The following is a 19,156-nucleotide window of genomic DNA, read 5'->3' as shown; positions in this document are numbered from 1 at the left end:
ATGGCGTGAAGTTCTCCCACCCGGTCTCGAAGATCGTGGTGCTCGAGGCGAGCTCGGCGACGAGAAAGGCAGGGAGCCCGATCAAGCATCCCCACAACACCCAACGCATGCGCTGAAAATCCTCGGGGGGTTTGCGCCGCGTCCGTTCAACCAGGATAGCGACACCGCAGACGGCCACCGCGAAGCCGGCGAGGATCGAAAAGCGCGTCCCAAACTCGGTGCGATATCCGGTCAGGTTGCCGTAGGTGGACACCATCAAAACCGCGAGGACAAGCGCGATGACCGGCAGGATGCGTTCGAGCCAACGCCATTTCCGGTCGGGCTCGCCATCGGGCGCCCGCAGCACGAACTGGAGGAGCCCGGTATAACCAACGGCTTCAGCGATAGCACCGGCGATGTTCTGTCCGAGCACGAGCAACGGCCATCGCTCCAGGAGCGCATAGAAAGCGTAGTACTGACCGGGATTGAACCACATGACGTAGAGAAAGAATCCCCAGCTCATGCGTCCCGGCCGTGTCCACACGAGCCACGCCGCGGCGACCACCACCAGAATCCCGGCGATCTGATCGATGAGCACGATAAAGCGCTCGAACGGGTTGGCCGGCACTTGCGCCGCGATCAGAGTGACCTGGCGGGCCGGTTGGCCCGGGGTCGCCTTCAGATCGAGCGTCGCCTCGCGTCCCTTCAGAACGTACTGATATCCCCCAAGGACCATCAGCGCGGTGCCGCAAGTAGTGGGGTCGTAGGGATAGCAACGAAGCTTCCTGAGAGCGAGCTTGTCGCCATCGCGAATGCCGGCCTTCCAGGCAGGCGAATCGGACTCCGCGTCAAACGGCCCGGTGACGTCGTAGATCACGCCGTCATTGTCGGCGTAGAAGCCGAACGACCCCAAGGGCTGCACGACGCGCAAAACATCGGGGACGATCATGACGAGCGCCCAGGCAAGGAGCACAACGAGCAGGATGCGTTGGCGGGTCATGCGCTCCCCTTAAGGGCATTAACCTGACCGTCCGGCCGCATAGCCTCGTCTCCTCGCACCATCACGATTCTGTTAAGGCCGGCCAAGAGCAACAAAAGAGCTTTGGCTCAAATTCGTTACCAGCGCTACACTTGCCGGCAAAGTCACAGACTGGAGGTTGTCCATCATTCGGAAGTCGATTCTCGCGGGGGCGATATTTGCAGGGCTTGGGCTCTGGTGCAGCGCTCTTTATGGCGCGAGCGACCCGACCCGTAAGTCGCGGCTGCCGAGCATCGACAATCCTTATTGCGATATCACGACGCGTCTCTTGCCCGACTTCCCGGAACAGGCGACGTCCATGATGGACTCAAGGGGACGCCCCCTGATCGTGGTGAATTCGTTGACGCTCGCGCGAAACCCCACCTACGGACACTTCTTGATGGCGCATGAATGCTGTCACCACACGCTCGGCCATGTCCGGCGTTTCTATGATGGAATGGGCCAGCTCGGGCCGCAGCCCTTCTACTACATCCGCCCGGCGCTGAGGCAGATGGAGCTCGACGCCGATACCTGCGCGGTCAAGATGCTCAAGGCCACGCACGAACCTGAGGCGATCGAAGCCGCGCGGAAGACGATGTTGACCTTCGGCACCCAGCCCACTGGGGCCTATTATCCCACTGGGATCGAGCGGGCCGACAATATCGAGAAAGCGGCCGCAGCCCAGGAGTGAGGCCGGGCGGCCACCGATCGGCAGTATCAGTCAGCGTTACTTCTTTACGGCGTCCGACTTATTGCTGGGCGGACCGTCAATGGGCACTCCCTTCTTGTAGACCGTCTTCATGTAGTGGTCGCCTTCCTTGATGATCTTGGTGGTCCAGCCCGTGGTCCATGTGATTACGGCCACGCCACCCTCCTCCTTCCAAGTGCCCTCCTTGGCCTTCTCCTGAGTGCTCGTGGCCTTTCCATCGGCTGCAAGGGTGATTTCGAATGGCCTGTCCTTTGAGTCTTTCACCGCCCACACGCCCTCGAACTCGCTCGCAGCGAGGCTGGCGAGGCTCGCTATGACCATGGCCAGTCCGGCCACGAGAGCGGTCGATAGAATGGTCCTGATGCTTTTCATGGTTTCCTCCCGGAATTGAGCGGGTCGAACCCACTCCTTTGGTTATGTGGCTCGGCCGGCCTTGGTTGCCTCCGGCACCTCGACGAGCCTGCCATTCTTCACATCGTAGATATAACCGTAAATGGGCACGGACGCCGGGACAAGCGGGTGGGCTCTGATGCGCCGCACGTCGCTCGTGACGCTTTCCGCCTGATTTCTGATGGTCAGCCAGTCGATGAAATCAGCCTCAGCCGAACCTGGCCCGCGGCCGACATCGTGCCAGCCATCGGCGTCGATTTTCGCCGTGTCGAGGCTTTGCTTGAGCAGCGAACGCATCACCTCGTCGGTGAAGAGCTCCATGCCGCAATCGGTGTGGTGGACGACGAACCACTCTTCGGTGCCGAGCAGCTTATGGGAGATGACCAACGAGCGGATGGCATCGTCGCTGGCGCGTCCGCCGGCGTTGCGGATCACGTGGGCGTCGCCTTCCTTGAGGCCGGCGAACTTTGCGGGATCGAGCCGCGCATCCATGCAGGTCAGAATCGCGAAGCGGCGAGCCGGCGGCAAGGGGAGCTTGCCCTTGTTGCCGAAATCCCCCGCATAGGCCTCATTCGCAGCAAGGACTTCTTTGAGAACTTTCGTCATGACGCGCTCCTCCGGGTGGATCCGAATTTCGGCAGCGAGGTCGCGCGCTAGGATGCGCCGCTCCCCGCTCCGCCCGGGAGTGTCGCAAATGGGGTCACGGCGCGCGAGCAACGGCTTGGCGCGGGAGGCGCTCGCCAGGGCCAAGACCATCTAGCGAAGCCCTGGCCTTAGTATCGATTTCCTGCGCCGGGAACGACCGGGGCTTACATGCCCATGGCCTTGTGGGCTTCCTGCATATGCTCCATGCAGCCGGCCTCGTTGCCCTTCTTCATCTCTTCCTTCGACATGTCGAGATGCGTGGTCGCCTCTTTCTTGGCGGCCTCGTCGGTCATCTCGGCGATCATCTTATCCATTTGCGCCATATGGGCGTCGGTGCACTCGCCCGCGGCATAGGCTGGCGAAAGGCTCATGACGGCGACAAAGGCGGCAACCGGAAGCACTTTGAACATGACATCCTCCCTTTAGGTGTGGACTTGAGCGCTCATTAAACGCGAGCAGCCAACACTTGGCTGCCGAAAAGGGCAAATTTTTTCTGCTTAGCGACATCCGGAATTTGGCCAATTGACACAGTAAATGGCCGCAACGAGCCGTCATTGACCCGCCACACCCTCGTGGTCTAGCTGGCAAACAAGGGGTGACCGATGAGTTTGGTTTCCGTCATTGCCGCGGCTCTCTTGTCGCTCGCCAGCAGCGCGGCTGCCTTGGCCGAGGAGCCGCGAGGGCCACAACAATGCTGGACAGCGGCAGCGCTGGCCGGCACCGAGGCCGAGCTCAAGCATGTGCCTTCGCACCGGTCGCTCGACCTTGCCCCGCTCAAGCAAGTGATCCTCGCCCCGGTGACGCCGGTCGTGCCTGCGCTCCGCGGCTCGATCCGCGGCGTCGAGCTGCCCCCCGACAAGAAGCTGATCGCGCTCACCTTCGATCTTTGCGAGGAGAACGGGTATGTGTCCGGCTATGACGGGCGCATCGTCGATCTTCTGCGCGCGCAAGGCATCAAGGCGACCTTCTTCGCCGGCGGCAAATGGATGGAGACGCACCCAGAGCGCGCGCAGCAGCTGATCGCCGATCCTCTGTTCGAGGTCGGGAGCCATGGCTTGCGGCATCTCGACCTGTCCCATGCCAATGACGCCACGCTTGGCGAGGAGATCACGCTCACTGAAGCGGCTTACGCCCGCGCCAGGACCGCGCTTGCGTCCCGCCAATGCCTGGTCGGAGCCTCACCCCCCGAACCGCCGGCGGGGCTTACCCTGCTTCGCTTCCCCTATGGCCGCTGCAACGACAAGGCCCTTGCTGCCGCGGCGGGCGCGGGACTTCTGTCCGTGCAGTGGGATCTCGTCTCCGGTGACCCTGACCCGCTCGTGTCGGCCAAGACCATAGCCAACAGAATTCTGACCAAAGCCCATCCAGGCGCCATCGTCGTGGCGCATGCCAATGGCCGCGGCCACAACACCGCGGCGGCGCTCGCCATCGCGCTGCCGCAGCTGAAAGAGCAAGGATACAGCTTCGTCACGGTGAGCGAGCTGATCGCGGCCGGCAAACCGGTGCTCGCGACGCGCTGCTATCAAAACAACCCCGGCGATATGACGCGGATCGCAAGGTCCTCGGTCCGGCGCGGCAGCCATGACCTCTTCTCAATTTTCGGCGCCCCCAATTGAGCTTGGGCGCGCGGCCGCAGGTGCCGTGCGCCTCCTGCCGCTCCGGCCGAGCTCATGCCCGAGCCTCGCCGCCGGTATCGTGGCCATGGAGCCGTGGTCGGTGATGAACTACCCGGCCGAGACGCTCGCGGCGTTTCTCGCTGGACCCGGCGGAGGCGTGTCCCGTTATGTGGTTAGCGTGAATGGGGATGAAGCAGGGGCGATCTCGGTGCGTCACCCTTGGCTCAAAGGCCCCTACCTCGAGCTGCTCGCTCTGTTGCCGCAGGCGCAAGATCAAGGCATCGGGTCGAGCATCATGGCGTGGTTCGAAACTGCGGCGCTCCAGCATGGGGCGCGCAATCTCTGGGTCTGCGCCTCATCCTTCAACGCGCGGGGCTTGCGCTTCTATGAGCGCCATGGCTTCACCAGAGCCGCGACGCTGCCTGGCCTCGTCGCCGACGGCTACGACGAAATTCTGTTGCGCAAATTTCCGCTCGGCCCCGCGTGACAGCGCAGCGCTGTTGCGCCGGTGCTAGCTATTGAGGGGGGGCGCCTGAAGCCGGGGCGTCCGGATCGATGTCGGGAATGTCCTTGACGTCGGCGTCAGGCGAATGGTCGATAAACATCACGCCGCCATCGATCGACACCGTCTCGCCGCCCTTCAATTCGTACTCGTCGCCATTCTCGAGCTTGACCTTGCAGCCGCCGCTGCACGGCGCATCGACTTGCTTTTCGGACTCGATGGTCATCTCATTTGACGCGCCGCCGCCGATCACCGTGATCTTGTGAGGCTTGGGATCGCTGTTGGAAATCGTGAGCGCCTGCGCGGGACCCGCGCAGAGCAAGGCGAGCGCCCCAAGGGCGGCAGTGCTGACAAGCCTCATTCTTGTTTCCTCCCAAATGACCAAGGCCGGACAATTTACCATGTCGCCGCCCAAGGACGGCAAGGGTTCGATATCACGGATAAATTTCCGCATGGAGCGGGAACCGAACGTGCCGGACCTGCGTTTTCCGCGAGCTGACAAAACAGGGGATTCGCTGCGGGATAAAAAGAGCCCTAGCGGGCGCCAAGAAGACTCCTTAAAATCGCCCTCTTAGAGCCAAAGACCGCATCGATCGGAAAGGAGGCTTCCAATGGAGCTTACCGGTACCGTGACGGCCATTCTGGCTTTGGTGTCATTTGGATTTGTCGCAGCGATCATCCTCGGGATGATCTGACCCCCACCAGACTAAAGCGTCATGCCCGGCCTTGAGCCGGGCATCCAGTGGCCGCAAGCTCAGAGCGGGAAGCCCTGGATTGCCGGGTCAAGCCCGGCAATGACGTTTGTGTTTTATTCGGCCGCGTCGGCGATCCGCTTCGGATCGTAGTTGAGGATTGGTCCGAGCCAGCGCTCGGCCTCCTCGACCGGCCAGCCTTTGCGGGCTGCATAATCCTCGACCTGGTCGCGGCCGATCTTGCCCACGCCGAAATAGCGGCTCTCGGGATGAGAGAAATAGAGTCCTGAGACCGCGGCGGCGGGCCACATGGCGCACGACTCGGTGAGTTCGAGCCCGGTTGCGGCTTCGGCATCGAGGAGCTTGAACAGCGTGCGCTTCTCGGTGTGGTCGGGCTGCGCGGGATAGCCTGGCGCAGGCCGGATGCCGGCATAGGCTTCGACGATCAGCTCCTCGTTGGAGAGCGTCTCGTCCGGCGCGTAAGCCCAAAGCTCGCGGCGGACCTTCTCGTGCAGTGCCTCGGCAAAGGCCTCGGCCAGGCGGTCGGCGAGCGCCTTGACCAGGATCTTGGAGTAGTCGTCATTGGCACGCTCGAATCTTCGCGCCACATCCTCCTCGCCGATGCCGGCGGTGACGGCAAAGCCGCCGAGGTAATCGGCGAGCCCTGAGTCCTTCGGTGCGACGAAATCGGCGAGCGCGAAATTGGCGCGTGAGCTGTCCCGCGCCATTTGCTGGCGAAGCGTATGCAGCGTGGCGAGCACCTTGGTGCGCGAGTCATCGGTGTAAAGCTCGATGTCGTCGCCGACGCTGTTCGCCGGCCAAAAGCCGACAACCGCATTCGCCTTGAGCCATTGCTCCGCGATCAGCTGCTTCAACATGGCTTGCGCGTCGTCGAAGAGAGGCCGCGCAGCCTCGCCATACTTGTCGTCTTGCAGAATGCGGGGGTATGCGCCCTTCAGCTCCCAGGCTTGGAAGAACGGCGTCCAGTCGATATAGCGGGCAAGCTCGGCGAGATCGTAGCTCTTGAAGCTTCGCGTGCCGAGGAAGGCCGGCTTCGGCGGCACATAATTCTTCCAATCGAGCTTGAGCCGGTTGGCGCGGGCATCGGCGATCGACGTGCGCGCCTTCTCCGCCCTTCCCCTCGCATGCGACTCCGCCACGCGCGCATATTCCTCGCGCACGCGCGCGATCGCCTTCGGCCGCTCCTCCGGCGACATCAGGCCCGACACCACGCCGACGGCGCGGCTCGCATCGGTCACGTAGATCGCCTGGCTGCGGTGGTAGTTCGGGCTGATCTTCACCGCCGTATGAACGCGGCTCGTAGTGGCGCCGCCGATCAGAAGCGGCAGGTCGAAGCCCTCGCGCTCCATCTCGGCCGCGACATGGCACATCTCGTCGAGCGAAGGCGTGATCAGGCCGGACAGCCCGATGATGTCGGCCTTCCGCTCCTTCGCGGTGTCGAGGATTTTCTGCGCCGGAACCATGACGCCGAGATCGATGACCTCGTAATTGTTGCACTGGAGCACGACGCCGACGATGTTCTTGCCGATGTCGTGGACGTCGCCCTTCACGGTCGCCATCACGATCCGCCCGGCGGGCTCGCCTTGCGCGAGGCCAAGCTCCTCCTTCTCCTTCTCCATGAAGGGCATGAGATAGGCGACGGCCTGCTTCATCACCCGGGCCGACTTGACGACCTGCGGCAGGAACATCTTGCCCGAGCCGAACAGATCGCCGACCACGCTCATGCCGGCCATCAGCGGACCCTCGATCACGTGCAGCGGCCGCTTCGCCTTCGCCCGCGCCTCCTCGGTGTCCTCGTCGATATAGGTGGCGATGCCGTGCACCAGGGCATGCACTAGGCGGTCCTCGACTGGCTTCTCCCGCCAGGCAAGGTCGACCTCACGTTTCTGCGCCCCCTCCCCGCGATATCTCTCGGCGGCTTCGAGCAGCCGGTCGGTGGCGTCGGCGCGGCGGTTGAGGATCACGTCTTCGACGAGATCGCGGAGCTCGGGATCGATGTCGTCGTAGAGCGCGAGCTGACCGGCATTGACGATGCCCATATCCATGCCGGCGTGGATGGCGTGGTAGAGGAACACCGAGTGCATCGCCTCGCGCACCCGCTCATTGCCGCGAAAGGCGAAGGAGAGGTTGGAAACGCCGCCCGAGACATGCACATACGGCAGCTCGGCCTTGATGCGCCGGGTTGCCTCGATATAGGCGAGGCCGTAATTGCTGTGCTCCTCGATGCCGGTGGCGACGGCGAAGATGTTGGGATCGAAGATGATATCCTCGGGCGGGAAGCCGACCTTCTCGGTGAGCAGCTTGTAGGCGCGCTCGCAGATCGCGAATTTCTGCTCCGCGCTCTCGGCCTGGCCTTTCTCGTCGAAGGCCATCACCACTACGGCGGCGCCGTAGCGGCGCACCTTCTTGGCGTGGTCGAGAAAGGGGCCCTCACCCTCTTTCAGGCTGATCGAGTTCACCACCGGCTTGCCTTGCACGCATTTCAAGCCGGACTCGATCACCGACCATTTCGATGAGTCGATCATGATCGGCACGCGCGAGATGTCTGGCTCGGCGGCGAGCAGATTGAGAAAGGTCACCATGGCCGCTTCGGAATCGAGCATGCCTTCGTCCATGTTGACGTCGAGCATGTTGGCGCCGTTCTCCACCTGCTGGCGCGCGACTTCGAGCGCGGCGGCGTAGTCGCCCGCCTCGATCAGCTTGCGGAATTTGGCGGAGCCGGTGACGTTGGTCCGCTCGCCGACCATGACGAAATTTTGCGCGCCGTTACTCACTTCGCCCTCGCAACAGTCTCGATACTCCTCTCCCCTTGGGGAGAGGACGGCGCGCTTTGCGCACCGGGTGAGGGGGAACTGCGCTGCGACAAAGCCCTAGCGATCAAGGTCAGAACACCTTCAATATTTGCGAGCACATCCACGTTCCAGAAGCGCAAGACCCTTAGACCGTCACGTTCCAGTTCAGCCGTTCGACGTCGATCGGCTTCACCACGCTTCTCAGCATGCTGGCTGCCATCAATCTCCACAACCAACGCAGCTTCAACGCACAGAAAGTCGACGACATAGCGCCCGCGGGGGACCTGTCGCCTGAATTTGAAGCCCATCAGCCGCCGATCTCTTAATCGCGACCAAAGCTTGCGCTCGGCATCAGTCGAACGCTGTCGGAGCGATCGAGCAGGCTGGGTCAGAGCGATCTTCATGCCCCCTCACCCTTCCCGCCATGCGACTTGCGCTGAGCTTCGCTCGCGCAAGATCGCGGCGGAAAGCCCTCTCCCCAAGGGGAGAGGAGTCGGGTTTGCACTCGACGCGGGTTCAACATAACTCACTCACCCATGCACGAAGGGCTCGAGGCCTGAGAGGCGCATCTTGTGCTCTACGTCCGGCACGTGCCGCGGCGGGTACTTCGAGACTGCGGCTGCGATAGCGCGGATGTGGTCAGGCGTGGTGCCGCAGCAGCCGCCGACGATGTTGATCAACCCGTCCCGCGCCCACTCCTCGAGAAGGCCCGCCATGTGCTTTGGCGTCTCGTCATATTCGCCCATCTCGTTGGGCAGCCCGGCATTGGGATAGACGCTCACCAGCGTGTCGGCCACATGGGAGATCTCATCCACCGAAGGCCTGAGCTGCTCGGCGCCGAAGGAGCAATTGAGCCCCACGGAGAAGGGACGCAGGTGTTTCAGCGAATACCAGAAGGCCTCGGGCGTCTGGCCGGAGAGATTGCGCCCGGAAAGATCGGTGATGGTGTCGGACAGCATGATCGGCAGCTCGACCCCCATCGCGTCGAACATTTGCTCGACGGCAAAACCCGCGGCCTTGGCGTTCAGCGTGTCGAAGATGGTCTCGATCAGAATAACGTCGACGCCGCCTTCAACGAGCCCGCGGGCTTGGGCCGAATAGGCCTCGACCAGCGCATCGAAGCTCACATTGCGGAAGCCGGGATTGTTCACGTCGGGCGAGATCGACGCGGTGCGATTGGTGGGGCCGATGGCGCCGGCGACGAAGCGCGGCTTGTCCGGCGTTTTTGCGGTCCAGGCGTCGGCAGCCTTGCGCGCAAGCTTGGCCGCGGCGACATTCAGCTCATAGGCGATGTCGGCCAGCCCATAATCCGATTGCGAGATGGCCTGGCCGTTGAAGGTGTTGGTCTCGATGATGTCGGCGCCGGCTTCTAAGTAAGCGTCGTGGATCTCACTGATGATCTTCGGCTGGGTCAGCACCAGGAGGTCGTTGTTGCCCTTGAGATCATGGGTGTGTTTCTTGAAACGCGTCCCGCGATAGCCGGCCTCGTCCAGCTTATAGCGCTGGATCATGGTGCCCATGGCGCCATCGAGGATCAGGATGCGCTCCTTGGCCGCCTGCTTGAGCGCCGCGATGCGTTCTTCGCGGGTCATGGTAATGCTCCCACCTCATGCTTCGAGGCGCGACGCAGCGCGGCGCTCCTCAGCATGAGGGACTCAATCCTCACCCTGAGGAGGCGCGGCACGCACCGTCTCGAAGGGGGAGGCCAGCGATGGTGAAGGACCCGGGTCATTGTGCGGCCTCGACGTTGGACGCCATCGTCGGTACCGGACGCAAGCCCAAGAGATGGCAGATGGCATAGACGAGATCGGCGCGGTTCAGCGTGTAGAAGTGAAACTCGGTGATGCCTTTGTCGACCAGACCCATGACCTGCTCGGCGGCGACCGCCGCGGCCACCAGGTAGCGCGTCTCCTGATCATTCTCCAAGCCTTCGAAACGATGACCGAGCCAGTCCGGGACGCGCGTCCCCGATTTCTCGGCAAAACCTCCCACCTGCTTGAAATTATGGATGGGGATGATGCCAGGCACGATGGGGATGGTGATGCCGCGATCGCGCACGCGGTCGAGATAGCGGAAGAATACTTCGTTGTCGAAGAAGAACTGGGTGATGGCGCGGGTGGCGCCGGCATCGATCTTTGCCCACAGCATGTCGATATCGGCATCGACGCTCGGCGATTCCGGATGCTTCTCCGGATAGCAGGCGACAGACACTTCGAACGGCGCGATTTTCTTGATGCCGGCGGTCAAGTCGGCTGCATTGATGTAACCGCCAGGCGTCGGCACATAGCGTTCGCCAACGCCGCCGCTGGGGTCGCCGCGCAATGCCACGAGATGGCGCACGCCGATGTCCCAATACTCGCGGATCACGGCGTCGACCTCCTCGCGGGTCGCGTCGACGCAGGTGAGGTGAGCGGCAGGCTTGAGCTGCGTTTCCTTCAGCACGCGGGCGATGGTGGCGTGGGTACGCTCCCGCGTCGAGCCGCCGGCGCCGTAGGTCACCGAGATGAAGGTGGGATCGAGCGGCTCGAGCCGGCTGATGGAGCGCCACAGCGTCTCCTCCATGGCCGCCGTGCGCGGCGGAAAGAATTCGAACGACACCTCGATGTCGCCATGGCCGAGAAAGCGGCTCTTGCGGTCCGGGGCGATCAACATCACGCGGCGAACTCCACTTGCGTGCGTTTCTTCTTGTCGCGTGAGACGGCCAGTTTCATGCCAAGCCAGAGCGAGACGGTGAGCTTCTCAGGTCCGACGGCCGCCGCCGGAGCAAGGTCGCGCTGCCCCTCCACCGCGACACCGGCGTCCTTCAGCCAGCGCTTGATTTGGTCGGGAGCAAAGCCCAAGCGGCGATGGGCCGACTGCTCGCGCAGGAATTCGAGCTGGTGCGGAGCGAAGTCGACCACCAGAAGCTTGCCGCCTGGCTTGAGCACGCGCGCGGCTTCAGCAATCGCCGCGGCAGGATCGTCGAGAAAGTGCAGCACCTGATGCAGGATGACGGCGTCGGCGGCGCCATCGGGAAGCGGCACGTTGTAGAGATCGCCGTGGCGGGCCTGCACATGGATAAGCCCCGCCCGCTCGAGCTTCATGCGCGCATAGGCAAGCATGTCGCGGCTGAGATCGAAGCCGAGCGCGCGCGCGGCGCGAGGCGCGAACAGCTCGAGCATGCGGCCCGTGCCGGTGCCGAGATCGACGAGCAGGGTGAACGGCCCTTGGCCAAGCGCTTCGTCAACCGCAGCCTCGACTTGGCTTTCGGCGACATGTAACGCGCGGATCTTGTCCCACTCTCCGGCATGCTCCTTGAAGTAGCCCTGCGCTGCATCCTCCCTTGCCTTCTTGACGGCCGAGGCGCGCGCCCGGTCGCGGGCGAACACCGGGTCTGCAGCATCGAGGCTCGCCACGATAGCCGAGGCGAGCGCAGCTTCGCTCCCGGCATCTGCTAGGCGGAAGAACACCCAGCTCCCTTCGCGGAAGCGTGTGATCAAGCCGGCCTCGGCCATCAGCTTCAGATGCCGGCTGATGCGCGGTTGGCTCTGCCCGAGGATCTGGGTCAGGTCCTTGACGTTGAGTTCGCTCCCGGCAAGCAGCGCCAGGATGCGCAAGCGCGTGGCCTCGCCGGCGGCGCGCAAACCGCTGAGCGCGTGGGCACGGGACAGGCTTCCCGCGACCGGTTGGTCCTGCCGATCACCTGACATAAAGATATGTTTATACGTTTACCGCTGGCTTGGCAAGGTCGCGGGGCCAGCCCGTTGAGCCGCCTCGCCATATACACGTATAGCGTGTTATTTATCCCCACTTACCGGTTGGGTTGTAACCTTTGGGCCGATTCTAGCGGTGGAGGAGCGCACGTGACCATCAATCGCACATTTTTCTTCGACCAGGTGAACCTCCGTTTGTTCGATGGCAAGCTCCCTGCCAAAGCGCGAGCGACGCTCGAACAGATCCTCGGCTATTGGGAGCAGAATAGCCCCAAGGCTGACGATCGCTGGCTTGCTTATGCATTGGGAACCGCGCATCACGAAACTGACCGGACGTTCGGCCCGATCCGCGAATATGGACGCGGCAAGGGAAAAAAGTATCCGCCTTATTATGGCCGCGGCCTCGTTCAGCTCACTTGGAACTACAATTACAAGAAGATGAGTCCGAAGGTTGGGATCGACCTCTACAAGAACCCCGACCTCGCGCTCGAGGTGAGATACGCCATCCCCATCATGTTCATCGGCATGAAGGAAGGCATCTTCACCGGAAAGAAATTCGCCGACTATTTCAACCCGACGAAGGAAGACTGGGTCAACGCGCGGCGCATCATCAACGGCACCGACAAGGCGAACACGATAGCCGGTCACGCCAGAAAATATTACAGCGCCATCAGCTACACGACGGGATAGTCGCCTGAGGTCGCGGTGCCCTTACCGCTGCGGAGATTTCGTAAGGCGCTGCGGATGAACAGCATCGTGCGCCGGGCGCAGGCATCCCTGTGCGGAAACGCACAGACATGTTTGGCTTTGGGGTCGAGACTTATCCCCGCAAGCAACTCTGCGCGGAAAATGGATCGCAGACATGCAGCGAGGAGATCAGGTCATGCTTCCCATCGACGGCAAGGTAATGTTCGAGGTTGCTCCACGGTTCAGCGGCAAGATGGCGGAGCGGCAGGCCGAAATCATCAAAGAGGCCGGCCAGGTCCTGCAAGCGACGCTCGAGGCCTATGAGATCAATACGCGGCTGCGCATCGCCCATTTCGTCGGGCAAACCTGTCACGAGTCCGCCGGCTTCCGCACCACGGAGGAATTTGCCAGCGGTGCTGCCTATGAGGGTCGCAAGGATCTCGGCAACGTCAAGAAGGGTGACGGCCGCCGCTATAAGGGGCGTGGCCTGCTGCAGCTTACCGGCCGCGCAAACTACGCCGAATACGGCAAGGCGCTCGGCGTCGATCTCGAGAACAATCCGACCATGGCCGCGGAGCCGGCGCTGTCGCTGAAGCTCGCCTGCGAGTATTGGAAGCGGCGCAAGCTCAACGCCGACTGCGACCGCGACGATATCCGCGCCACGACGAGAAAGATCAATGGCGGTCTCAACGGCTTGGAGGACCGGAGCAACTACATTCGCAAAGCCAAGGAGGCGCTCGCCCGCATCGAGGGCATCCAACTCACCGGCGCAGTGGAGGACCCGCGCCCAGTTCTGCGGCGGGGCTCGAATGGAGAAGCGGTAGGCGACCTACAGAATCTGCTTCAGAAGTCGAATTTTCCGCTCGCCATCGACCAGGACTTCGGCGCGGCGACGGAGCTCGCGGTCATGCACATTCAAGGCGACAAGAAGCTGACGGTCGACGGCATCGTCGGCAAGGAAACCTGGGACGCGATCGAGAAGGCCTCGGGAAGCGCGAGCCTACTCGCGCGGGTCGCGTGAGCATCAAGCGCCGCTACTCGCCCTTGGAATCTGCAGCTGCGTTTTCTAATCGCCAGCTTAGGTCCTCACGATCCTTGCCCGAAAGCTTGGCAGCACCAACGCATTCAGGATCGTTGAGAAACTTCTCGGCGACCGGCACCAATGTGGTTTCGCTCTTTCCAAGCCGGCCGCTGTGTATCAAGCCTTGAGCCACGAAGGGCGCTCCCTCTTCGGAACAACCGAGCTCGCCAAGGTATTTTGCTACCTCTATTTCATCAACGCTCCCATTTATCCGCTTTTGCCAAAAAGCAGTTCCTTCCTTTTCTTCCGCCTCGGGGAGAGTCAGTTGCGTTATCAACTTCGCTCGCACCCTACGCCTCAACTCCTTTCGCAGCCCGTCAGTGGAGAGCGAGATCATGTTTTCGAGACCGGCTTGATCCATTTCCTTGACGTATTTCTCGACAAAATTCGGCCCCAGAAATGAAAGCCTAGGCGCATTTACGTAACTCTTATGGATGATGAGGTTGCTGAAATCCGTCAGGTGAGTGCGCCCTATATGCTGCTTAGAACCCCAAATGATTGCTTCTGATAAGTTTGCCCCTCCCAGGTTCGTTGAGAGCAGACGGGTGCCCTGCAATTCTGCTCTGGCCAATGACGCGCCCTCAAGTCTTGCTATGCTCAGCACGGCGCCTTGAAGATGAGCGCCATCAAGGTCTGCACCCTGAAGCCGCGCGCCATCCAACAATGCGAGTTGGAGCTGCGCCCCCGATAGGTCAGCGCCATGCATGAGTGCGCGCGATAGTTTGGCGCTTTGAAGTCTCGCTCTGCGAAGTGACGCACCCTGGAGCGATGTGCATTGGTCGTCGCTCGCTTCTTCTCCGTGTTTGGCGCAAGCAAATTGGGCTTCTTCAAGTTTCGCTTGATCCAGCTGCGCTCCATTGAGATTTGCCCCCGTGAAATCCGCCTTTCGCAAATCGCTTCGTATGAGCATGGCCCCCTGCAGGTTCCGCCCCCGCAATGAAAGCGTGCGCTCGACTTTTTCTATGGTTTCGTCATCCACGAAGTCTTCATCGGGCAATACCAGGGTGTTCGACCACAGGCTGTTTCGCTTTCCAGACACCTCATTGACGCCTCCCAAAAAGAACAGCTGGTAAATCGATCTGCCTCTCCAAACCGTCTGTTCTATCTCTTGAGGCCCGCTATCGGTCTCCTGGGTAACAGTCTCTGTATCGGCGTACCGCAAGATCGGTGCCGCCGCGATGACGTTTTGATCGTGGAGTTCGCCAGGGAAAGTGGCGACCAAGACCGCGAAGAGTATGACAAGGCCGGTGAGCACCGCGCCCGAAGCGTACACGATGCGGTTTCGAACACTCCTGCCGCTCGCGTTGTCCATGATAGTCGGCCAGAACAGCCACAACAGAATGAGATCGGCGACGATTACGGCTCGATGTACGGTCGTGACCAGCCAATCGTGATAGGGCAGGAACTGCAGTTGCATCAGTACCAGCAGCGCCACCGGCGCAAGAACGACGGTGATCCAGACGATCACCCTCAGAACCCAGCCGACGAGCCCACCCCGGCTGTCCGAAGTTCCCGCTAAGAGCTGAACAAAAGGGAAGTTGGTCAGAAGAAGCCGAAAGGAGTCGTCTTGCTTCGAATCGAGCTTAGCCGCGTCCACCACCTCGTTGTAACGGCGGACATTGTCGACCAAGAGCCGCAGGTTGAGGAGCAAATACGCGTGGAAGATGAGGAACAACAGCGGCGCCACCCAGAAGAACGCGACGAGCGGCAGTTCCACATTGAGCAACGGCAGCTTGATCGGATCTTCGAGGAACAGGTTACGGTGCGTGACTGAGCCAACGGCAATCGCAAGGTAGGTTCCGAACGTAAGGAAAGCGAGCCAGAGATTGCGGCTCATCCCTGCCGCATCGTCCAACGCCTTGCGCACCTGATCGGGGTCGTCGGCGTCGGCTTTCAGCTTCGCAGCTTTCAGCTTCGCAGGAAGATCGGGACCGGTCCCCGCCTTGGCTTCTTCGACGGCTGCGCGGCTTCGGTTTCGGCGGCGCCGCTGTGGTTCTTGGGCTTGAGCCACGCCACACTCCTCCCGGAAGCAGCATAGCGGAAGGTTGCAGTCTGGTGAAGCGATCTACCCGCGCGCGAATTTCTTGTATTTGATGCGCTTCGGCAGAACGGCGTCCTCGCCGAGGCGGCGCTTCTTGTCCTCCTCGTAGGAATCGAAATTGCCTTCGAACCACTCGACATGGCTGTCGCCCTCGAAGGAGAGGATGTGCGTGGCAATGCGGTCGAGGAAAAAGCGGTCGTGGCTGATGATCACGGCGCAGCCGGGGAAATCCTCGAGTGCTGCTTCCAGAGAGGACAAGGTTTCGACATCGAGATCGTTGGTGGGTTCATCCAGCAGGATCAGGTTCGCGCCCGATTTCAGCATCTTGGCCAGGTGAACGCGGTTGCGCTCTCCGCCCGAGAGCTGTCCCACCTTCTTCTGCTGATCGGGGCCCTTGAAGTTGAACCAGCCGACATAGGCTCGGCTCGGCACCTCGCGGGTCCCAAGCTTGATCACGTCGTTGCCGCCGGAGATTTCCTCGAACACCGTCTTCTTGCCGTCAAGCGTGTCGCGCGACTGATCGACATAGCCGAGCTTCACCGTGTCGCCCACGCGGATCGTGCCGTCGTCGGGTTCTTCTTGGCCGACGATCATGCGGAACAGCGTGGTCTTGCCGGCGCCGTTCGGCCCGATCACGCCAACGATGCCGCCGGGCGGAAGCTTGAAGGAAAGATCGTCGATCAAGAGCCGGTCGCCGAAGCCCTTGCCGATGTCGCTCGCCTCGATGACGACGTCGCCAAGCCGGGGCCCCGGCGGGATGGTGATCTGCGCTTTGCCGGTCTTGTCGCGGCCGGCCTCGGCGAGCAGGTCGTCATAGGCCTTGATGCGCGCCTTGGATTTCGCCTGGCGCGCCTTTGGGCTCGCACGGATCCAATCGAGCTCGCGGGCGAGTGTGCGCTCGCGCGCAGCGTCCTGCTTGCCTTCGACCGCGAGCCGCTTCTGCTTCTGCTCGAGCCAGGAGGAATAGCTGCCGTGATAGGGGATGCCGGCCCCGCGATCGAGCTCGAGCGTCCATTCGGTGATGTTGTCGAGGAAGTAGCGGTCGTGGGTGACCATGACCACGGTGCCGGGGTAGTCGTGCAAATGATGCTCGAGCCAGGCAACGCTCTCAGCGTCGAGATGGTTGGTCGGCTCGTCGAGCAGGAGGATGTCCGGCTTCGCCAGCAGCAGGCGGCAGAGCGCCACGCGCCGCTTCTCGCCGCCTGACAACGTTTCGACCTTGGCGTCGCCGGGCGGGCAGCGGAGCGCGTCCATGGCCTGCTCGACTTGCGCGTCGAGATCCCAGAGATTGCCGGCGTCGATCTCGTCCTGGAGCTTCGCCATCTCGTCGGCGGTCTCGTCGGAATAGTTCATGGCGAGCTCGTTATAGCGGTCGAGCTTCGCCTTCTTCTCGGTCACGCCTTCCATCACGTTGCCGGTGACGTCCTTGGCGGGATCGAGCTGGGGCTCCTGGGCGAGATGCCCGACGCTTACGCCGTCGGCCGCCCAGGCCTCGCCGAGAAACTCCTTCTCCTCGCCAGCCATGATGCGGAGCAGCGTCGACTTGCCTGCGCCGTTCAAGCCGACCACGCCGATCTTGGCGCCCGGCAGAAAGGCGAGCGTGATGTCCTTCAAGACCTGCTTGCCGCCAGGATAGGTCTTGGACAGGCGGTTCATGACATAGACATACTGCGGGCTGGCCATGGGTCTCCCGAACTGGCGCGGGTCGGTGTTGGAAGTTTGAGTGAGCTTCTAGCGAATTGCCGCGCCGGACTCAACGGCACGATTAGCGTTGCTGGGTTAGCTATATTCGTATTTTCGAGCAAGAAGATCCGGAAGGGCCCTCTGGACTAATCATAGTTGCCTTGGCAAGCTATGGCAGGCCTCCAGAGGACAATGGCTCGTGAATTGTTTGCTTGTTCGTGTCGGCGTGGATTCGAGCCGTGGCGGCGGCTTCTGGAACGCACCAGCGGATGCTGAGACCAATGAATTCGCCTACGTCGCAATTCCAGAGACTAAGGAAGTTCATGCGGGCATGGAGAAGCCCTATAGCGCGCTTGAGCCTGTGCTTTGGAAGTTCGGTGTTGCTCTCCCTGCCCACCTCCGAACTCTTTACATGCATCTCGATCCTGATTTTGACCATCTCACCTATGGTGATCAGGGAGAGCGAGCCAAGCAGTTACGCGGTAAGCTCACACAAGAAGATATGATTGTCTTTTACTCTGGCTTGGCGGATGTTCGCGGTGCTCGGCGGCTCATCTACGCAATCATCGGGCTTTTCGTGGTCGATGAGATCACCTCCACAATGGGCGTACCAGTCGAAGCGCGGGATACTAATGCCCATTCTCGCCGCGTCCTGCCGGAAGGCTCTCAAGATTTGATTGTCCGTGCCCGCCCTGGGGTATCCGGCAGACTAGAACGTTGCCTTCCAATTGGCGAATGGCGAGATCAAGCTTACCGGGTACGGCGCGACGTCCTCAACGCGTGGGGTGGTTTGTCCGTGAAGGACGGGTACCTTCAACGCAGCGCGAGACTGCCTGAGTTTCTTAATCCCGGTCGATTCCGGCGCTGGCTCGAGTCGCAAGAGCCAAAGCTTCTCCAAGCGAACAACTGAATTGGGGCGCATCTATTTTTACAAACTTAAAGCAGACAATGGGGGCGCGCCATGCGTGGACCGCGGATGGTTGTCGCTAGCGATCTGCAAGCCAATGATCCGTTGCTCAGCGCGTGAGGGTGACCTTATTTTCGGTTTCGCCGCCAACTCACTGCATCGTGACAATCGGCTGGTCTATGTGGCGCGTGTCACTAAGAAGCTTACCGAAGGGCAATATTATAGGGACAGCCGCTACACGAGTCGCGCTGATTGTATTTACAGATCCGAGGCAGGCCGTTTTGTCTGGCGGGAGGGAGCCAAGTATCATGGGCCCAAGGATTTGATCCATGATCTCGGCCCCCGTCCAGACTATCCGAGAGCCAGCGTTCTCTTAAGCAAGGACTTCCGATATTTCGGCGGAACAGGATCAGACGAGTACAAAATCAATTTCAATCTAGTCAAAAATGCCGTGGAGGCACTTGGTCAAGGACACCGCGTCCACCATGACGAAGCGCTATACGGTCAGTTGCTTGACCTTGCCTCCCGGGTTTGGGCCACCAACAAGCAAAAAAAGATAGGACCTCCCACAAGCGCACCATCGCGTTCTATATGTCACCGCAGCAGGCCCTGTGGAGTCGTGTTCGACAACAATATCAAATGAAATGGATCGACCATCCGCTATTTAACGCTTCGACCAAAGCCACAAGTTTTCGTTAGTC

At 61.5% G+C, this 19,156-nt stretch carries 17 protein-coding genes and 2 pseudogenes; 7 read left to right on the top strand and 12 right to left on the bottom strand.

Features of this window, described 5'->3' with window-relative positions:
- Positions 1 to 979: hypothetical protein (locus tag ACREC7_RS05810; RefSeq protein ID WP_431554744.1), on the bottom strand; the 979-nt coding region annotated here is incomplete at its 3' end.
- A 157-nt stretch (positions 980 to 1,136) separates the two neighbouring features.
- Here ACREC7_RS05810 and ACREC7_RS05805 point away from each other — a divergent pair.
- Entirely contained in the window at positions 1,137 to 1,688 is a 552-nt protein-coding gene (locus ACREC7_RS05805) for a hypothetical protein (protein WP_431554743.1), read from the top strand.
- 36 nt (positions 1,689 to 1,724) lie between these two features.
- Here ACREC7_RS05805 and ACREC7_RS05800 read toward each other — a convergent pair whose 3' ends face one another.
- The 3 genes from ACREC7_RS05800 to ACREC7_RS05790 all read right to left on the bottom strand — a co-directional run bounded on the left by ACREC7_RS05800 (position 1,725) and on the right by ACREC7_RS05790 (position 3,151).
- Positions 1,725 to 2,078, bottom strand: coding sequence for a hypothetical protein (locus ACREC7_RS05800; protein WP_431554742.1), 354 nt, complete (start codon positions 2,076 to 2,078; stop codon positions 1,725 to 1,727).
- Between the two features lie 42 nt (positions 2,079 to 2,120).
- A complete protein-coding gene (locus ACREC7_RS05795; RefSeq protein ID WP_431554741.1) occupies positions 2,121 to 2,702 on the bottom strand; it encodes a beta-class carbonic anhydrase in 582 nt (193 codons plus the stop codon).
- Between the two features lie 203 nt (positions 2,703 to 2,905).
- Positions 2,906 to 3,151, bottom strand: coding sequence for a hypothetical protein (locus ACREC7_RS05790; RefSeq protein ID WP_431554740.1), 246 nt, complete (start codon positions 3,149 to 3,151; stop codon positions 2,906 to 2,908).
- A gap of 192 nt (positions 3,152 to 3,343) precedes the next feature.
- Between ACREC7_RS05790 and ACREC7_RS05785 the strand changes: the two genes are divergently transcribed.
- Together ACREC7_RS05785 and ACREC7_RS05780 are read left to right on the top strand one after the other, a co-directional pair.
- Entirely contained in the window at positions 3,344 to 4,357 is a 1,014-nt protein-coding gene (locus ACREC7_RS05785; RefSeq protein ID WP_431554739.1) for a polysaccharide deacetylase family protein, read from the top strand.
- A complete protein-coding gene (locus tag ACREC7_RS05780) occupies positions 4,323 to 4,844 on the top strand; it encodes a GNAT family N-acetyltransferase (RefSeq protein WP_431554738.1) in 522 nt (173 codons plus the stop codon). Before ACREC7_RS05785 ends, ACREC7_RS05780 begins: the two co-directional genes overlap by 35 nt.
- A 28-nt stretch (positions 4,845 to 4,872) precedes the next feature.
- On the opposite strand, the gene ACREC7_RS05775 is transcribed toward ACREC7_RS05780, so the two are convergent.
- From ACREC7_RS05775 to ACREC7_RS05750, 6 genes and pseudogenes are all read right to left on the bottom strand, one after another.
- Positions 4,873 to 5,220 (bottom strand): hypothetical protein, encoded by a 348-nt coding sequence (locus ACREC7_RS05775; protein ID WP_431554737.1) that lies wholly within the window; start codon positions 5,218 to 5,220, stop codon positions 4,873 to 4,875.
- Between the two features lie 447 nt (positions 5,221 to 5,667).
- Positions 5,668 to 8,325 (bottom strand): annotated as a pseudogene (gene metH / locus ACREC7_RS05770) (methionine synthase); the annotation flags it as partial.
- Positions 8,326 to 8,342: 17 nt separating this feature from the next.
- On the bottom strand, positions 8,343 to 8,768 hold the full coding sequence (locus tag ACREC7_RS05765) for an endonuclease domain-containing protein (RefSeq protein WP_431554736.1): 426 nt from the start codon (positions 8,766 to 8,768) through the stop codon (positions 8,343 to 8,345).
- Between the two features lie 138 nt (positions 8,769 to 8,906).
- A pseudogene (locus tag ACREC7_RS05760) lies at positions 8,907 to 9,956 on the bottom strand (homocysteine S-methyltransferase family protein); the annotation flags it as partial.
- A gap of 136 nt (positions 9,957 to 10,092) precedes the next feature.
- Entirely contained in the window at positions 10,093 to 11,016 is a 924-nt protein-coding gene (metF, locus tag ACREC7_RS05755) for a methylenetetrahydrofolate reductase [NAD(P)H] (RefSeq protein WP_431554746.1), read from the bottom strand.
- Complete coding sequence (locus ACREC7_RS05750) at positions 11,016 to 12,053, bottom strand: ArsR/SmtB family transcription factor (RefSeq protein WP_431554735.1); 1,038 nt, start codon at positions 12,051 to 12,053, stop codon at positions 11,016 to 11,018. The genes metF and ACREC7_RS05750 overlap by 1 nt, the downstream gene beginning before the upstream one ends.
- A gap of 153 nt (positions 12,054 to 12,206) precedes the next feature.
- Here ACREC7_RS05750 and ACREC7_RS05745 point away from each other — a divergent pair, with 153 nt between their 5' ends.
- Positions 12,207 to 12,746 (top strand): glycoside hydrolase family 19 protein, encoded by a 540-nt coding sequence (locus ACREC7_RS05745; protein WP_431554734.1) that lies wholly within the window; start codon positions 12,207 to 12,209, stop codon positions 12,744 to 12,746.
- Between the two features lie 172 nt (positions 12,747 to 12,918).
- A complete protein-coding gene (locus tag ACREC7_RS05740) occupies positions 12,919 to 13,764 on the top strand; it encodes a peptidoglycan-binding protein (RefSeq protein ID WP_431554733.1) in 846 nt (281 codons plus the stop codon).
- 13 nt (positions 13,765 to 13,777) lie between these two features.
- Here the strand turns inward: ACREC7_RS05740 and ACREC7_RS05735 are convergent, their stop codons facing one another.
- The gene (locus ACREC7_RS05735) at positions 13,778 to 15,835 is read right to left on the bottom strand and encodes a pentapeptide repeat-containing protein (protein WP_431554732.1); all 2,058 of its coding nucleotides are present in this window, start codon (positions 15,833 to 15,835) and stop codon (positions 13,778 to 13,780) included.
- Between the two features lie 54 nt (positions 15,836 to 15,889).
- Positions 15,890 to 17,548: an energy-dependent translational throttle protein EttA gene (gene ettA, locus ACREC7_RS05730; protein ID WP_431554731.1), complete on the bottom strand. Its 1,659-nt coding sequence runs from the start codon at positions 17,546 to 17,548 to the stop codon at positions 15,890 to 15,892.
- A gap of 199 nt (positions 17,549 to 17,747) precedes the next feature.
- Here ettA and ACREC7_RS05725 point away from each other — a divergent pair, with 199 nt between their 5' ends.
- The gene (locus ACREC7_RS05725; RefSeq protein WP_431554730.1) at positions 17,748 to 18,458 is read left to right on the top strand and encodes a hypothetical protein; all 711 of its coding nucleotides are present in this window, start codon (positions 17,748 to 17,750) and stop codon (positions 18,456 to 18,458) included.
- A gap of 1 nt (position 18,459) precedes the next feature.
- Positions 18,460 to 19,098: a hypothetical protein gene (locus ACREC7_RS05720; protein WP_431554729.1), complete on the top strand. Its 639-nt coding sequence runs from the start codon at positions 18,460 to 18,462 to the stop codon at positions 19,096 to 19,098.
- Positions 19,099 to 19,156 lie beyond the last annotated feature (58 nt).

It is taken from the genome of Methyloceanibacter sp., from assembly GCF_050728395.1.
In the GTDB taxonomy this organism is placed as follows: domain Bacteria; phylum Pseudomonadota; class Alphaproteobacteria; order Rhizobiales; family Methyloligellaceae; genus Methyloceanibacter.
This window is presented reverse-complemented; position numbering and strand designations above follow the sequence as displayed.

Excerpts from the sequence above, each read along its gene's own strand:
- ACREC7_RS05800 (WP_431554742.1), bottom strand. The coding sequence starts at position 2,078 with ATGAAAAGCATCAGGACCATTCTATCGACCGCTCTCGTGGCCGGACTG.
- ACREC7_RS05795 (WP_431554741.1), bottom strand. The coding sequence starts at position 2,702 with ATGACGAAAGTTCTCAAAGAAGTCCTTGCTGCGAATGAGGCCTATGCG.
- ACREC7_RS05790 (WP_431554740.1), bottom strand. The coding sequence starts at position 3,151 with ATGTTCAAAGTGCTTCCGGTTGCCGCCTTTGTCGCCGTCATGAGCCTT.
- ACREC7_RS05785 (WP_431554739.1), top strand. The coding sequence starts at position 3,344 with ATGAGTTTGGTTTCCGTCATTGCCGCGGCTCTCTTGTCGCTCGCCAGC.
- ACREC7_RS05780 (WP_431554738.1), top strand. The coding sequence starts at position 4,323 with ATGACCTCTTCTCAATTTTCGGCGCCCCCAATTGAGCTTGGGCGCGCG.
- ACREC7_RS05775 (WP_431554737.1), bottom strand. The coding sequence starts at position 5,220 with ATGAGGCTTGTCAGCACTGCCGCCCTTGGGGCGCTCGCCTTGCTCTGC.
- ACREC7_RS05765 (WP_431554736.1), bottom strand. The coding sequence starts at position 8,768 with ATGAAGATCGCTCTGACCCAGCCTGCTCGATCGCTCCGACAGCGTTCG.
- metF (WP_431554746.1), bottom strand. The coding sequence starts at position 11,016 with ATGTTGATCGCCCCGGACCGCAAGAGCCGCTTTCTCGGCCATGGCGAC.
- ACREC7_RS05750 (WP_431554735.1), bottom strand. The coding sequence starts at position 12,053 with ATGTCAGGTGATCGGCAGGACCAACCGGTCGCGGGAAGCCTGTCCCGT.
- ACREC7_RS05740 (WP_431554733.1), top strand. The coding sequence starts at position 12,919 with ATGCAGCGAGGAGATCAGGTCATGCTTCCCATCGACGGCAAGGTAATG.
- ettA (WP_431554731.1), bottom strand. The coding sequence starts at position 17,548 with ATGGCCAGCCCGCAGTATGTCTATGTCATGAACCGCCTGTCCAAGACC.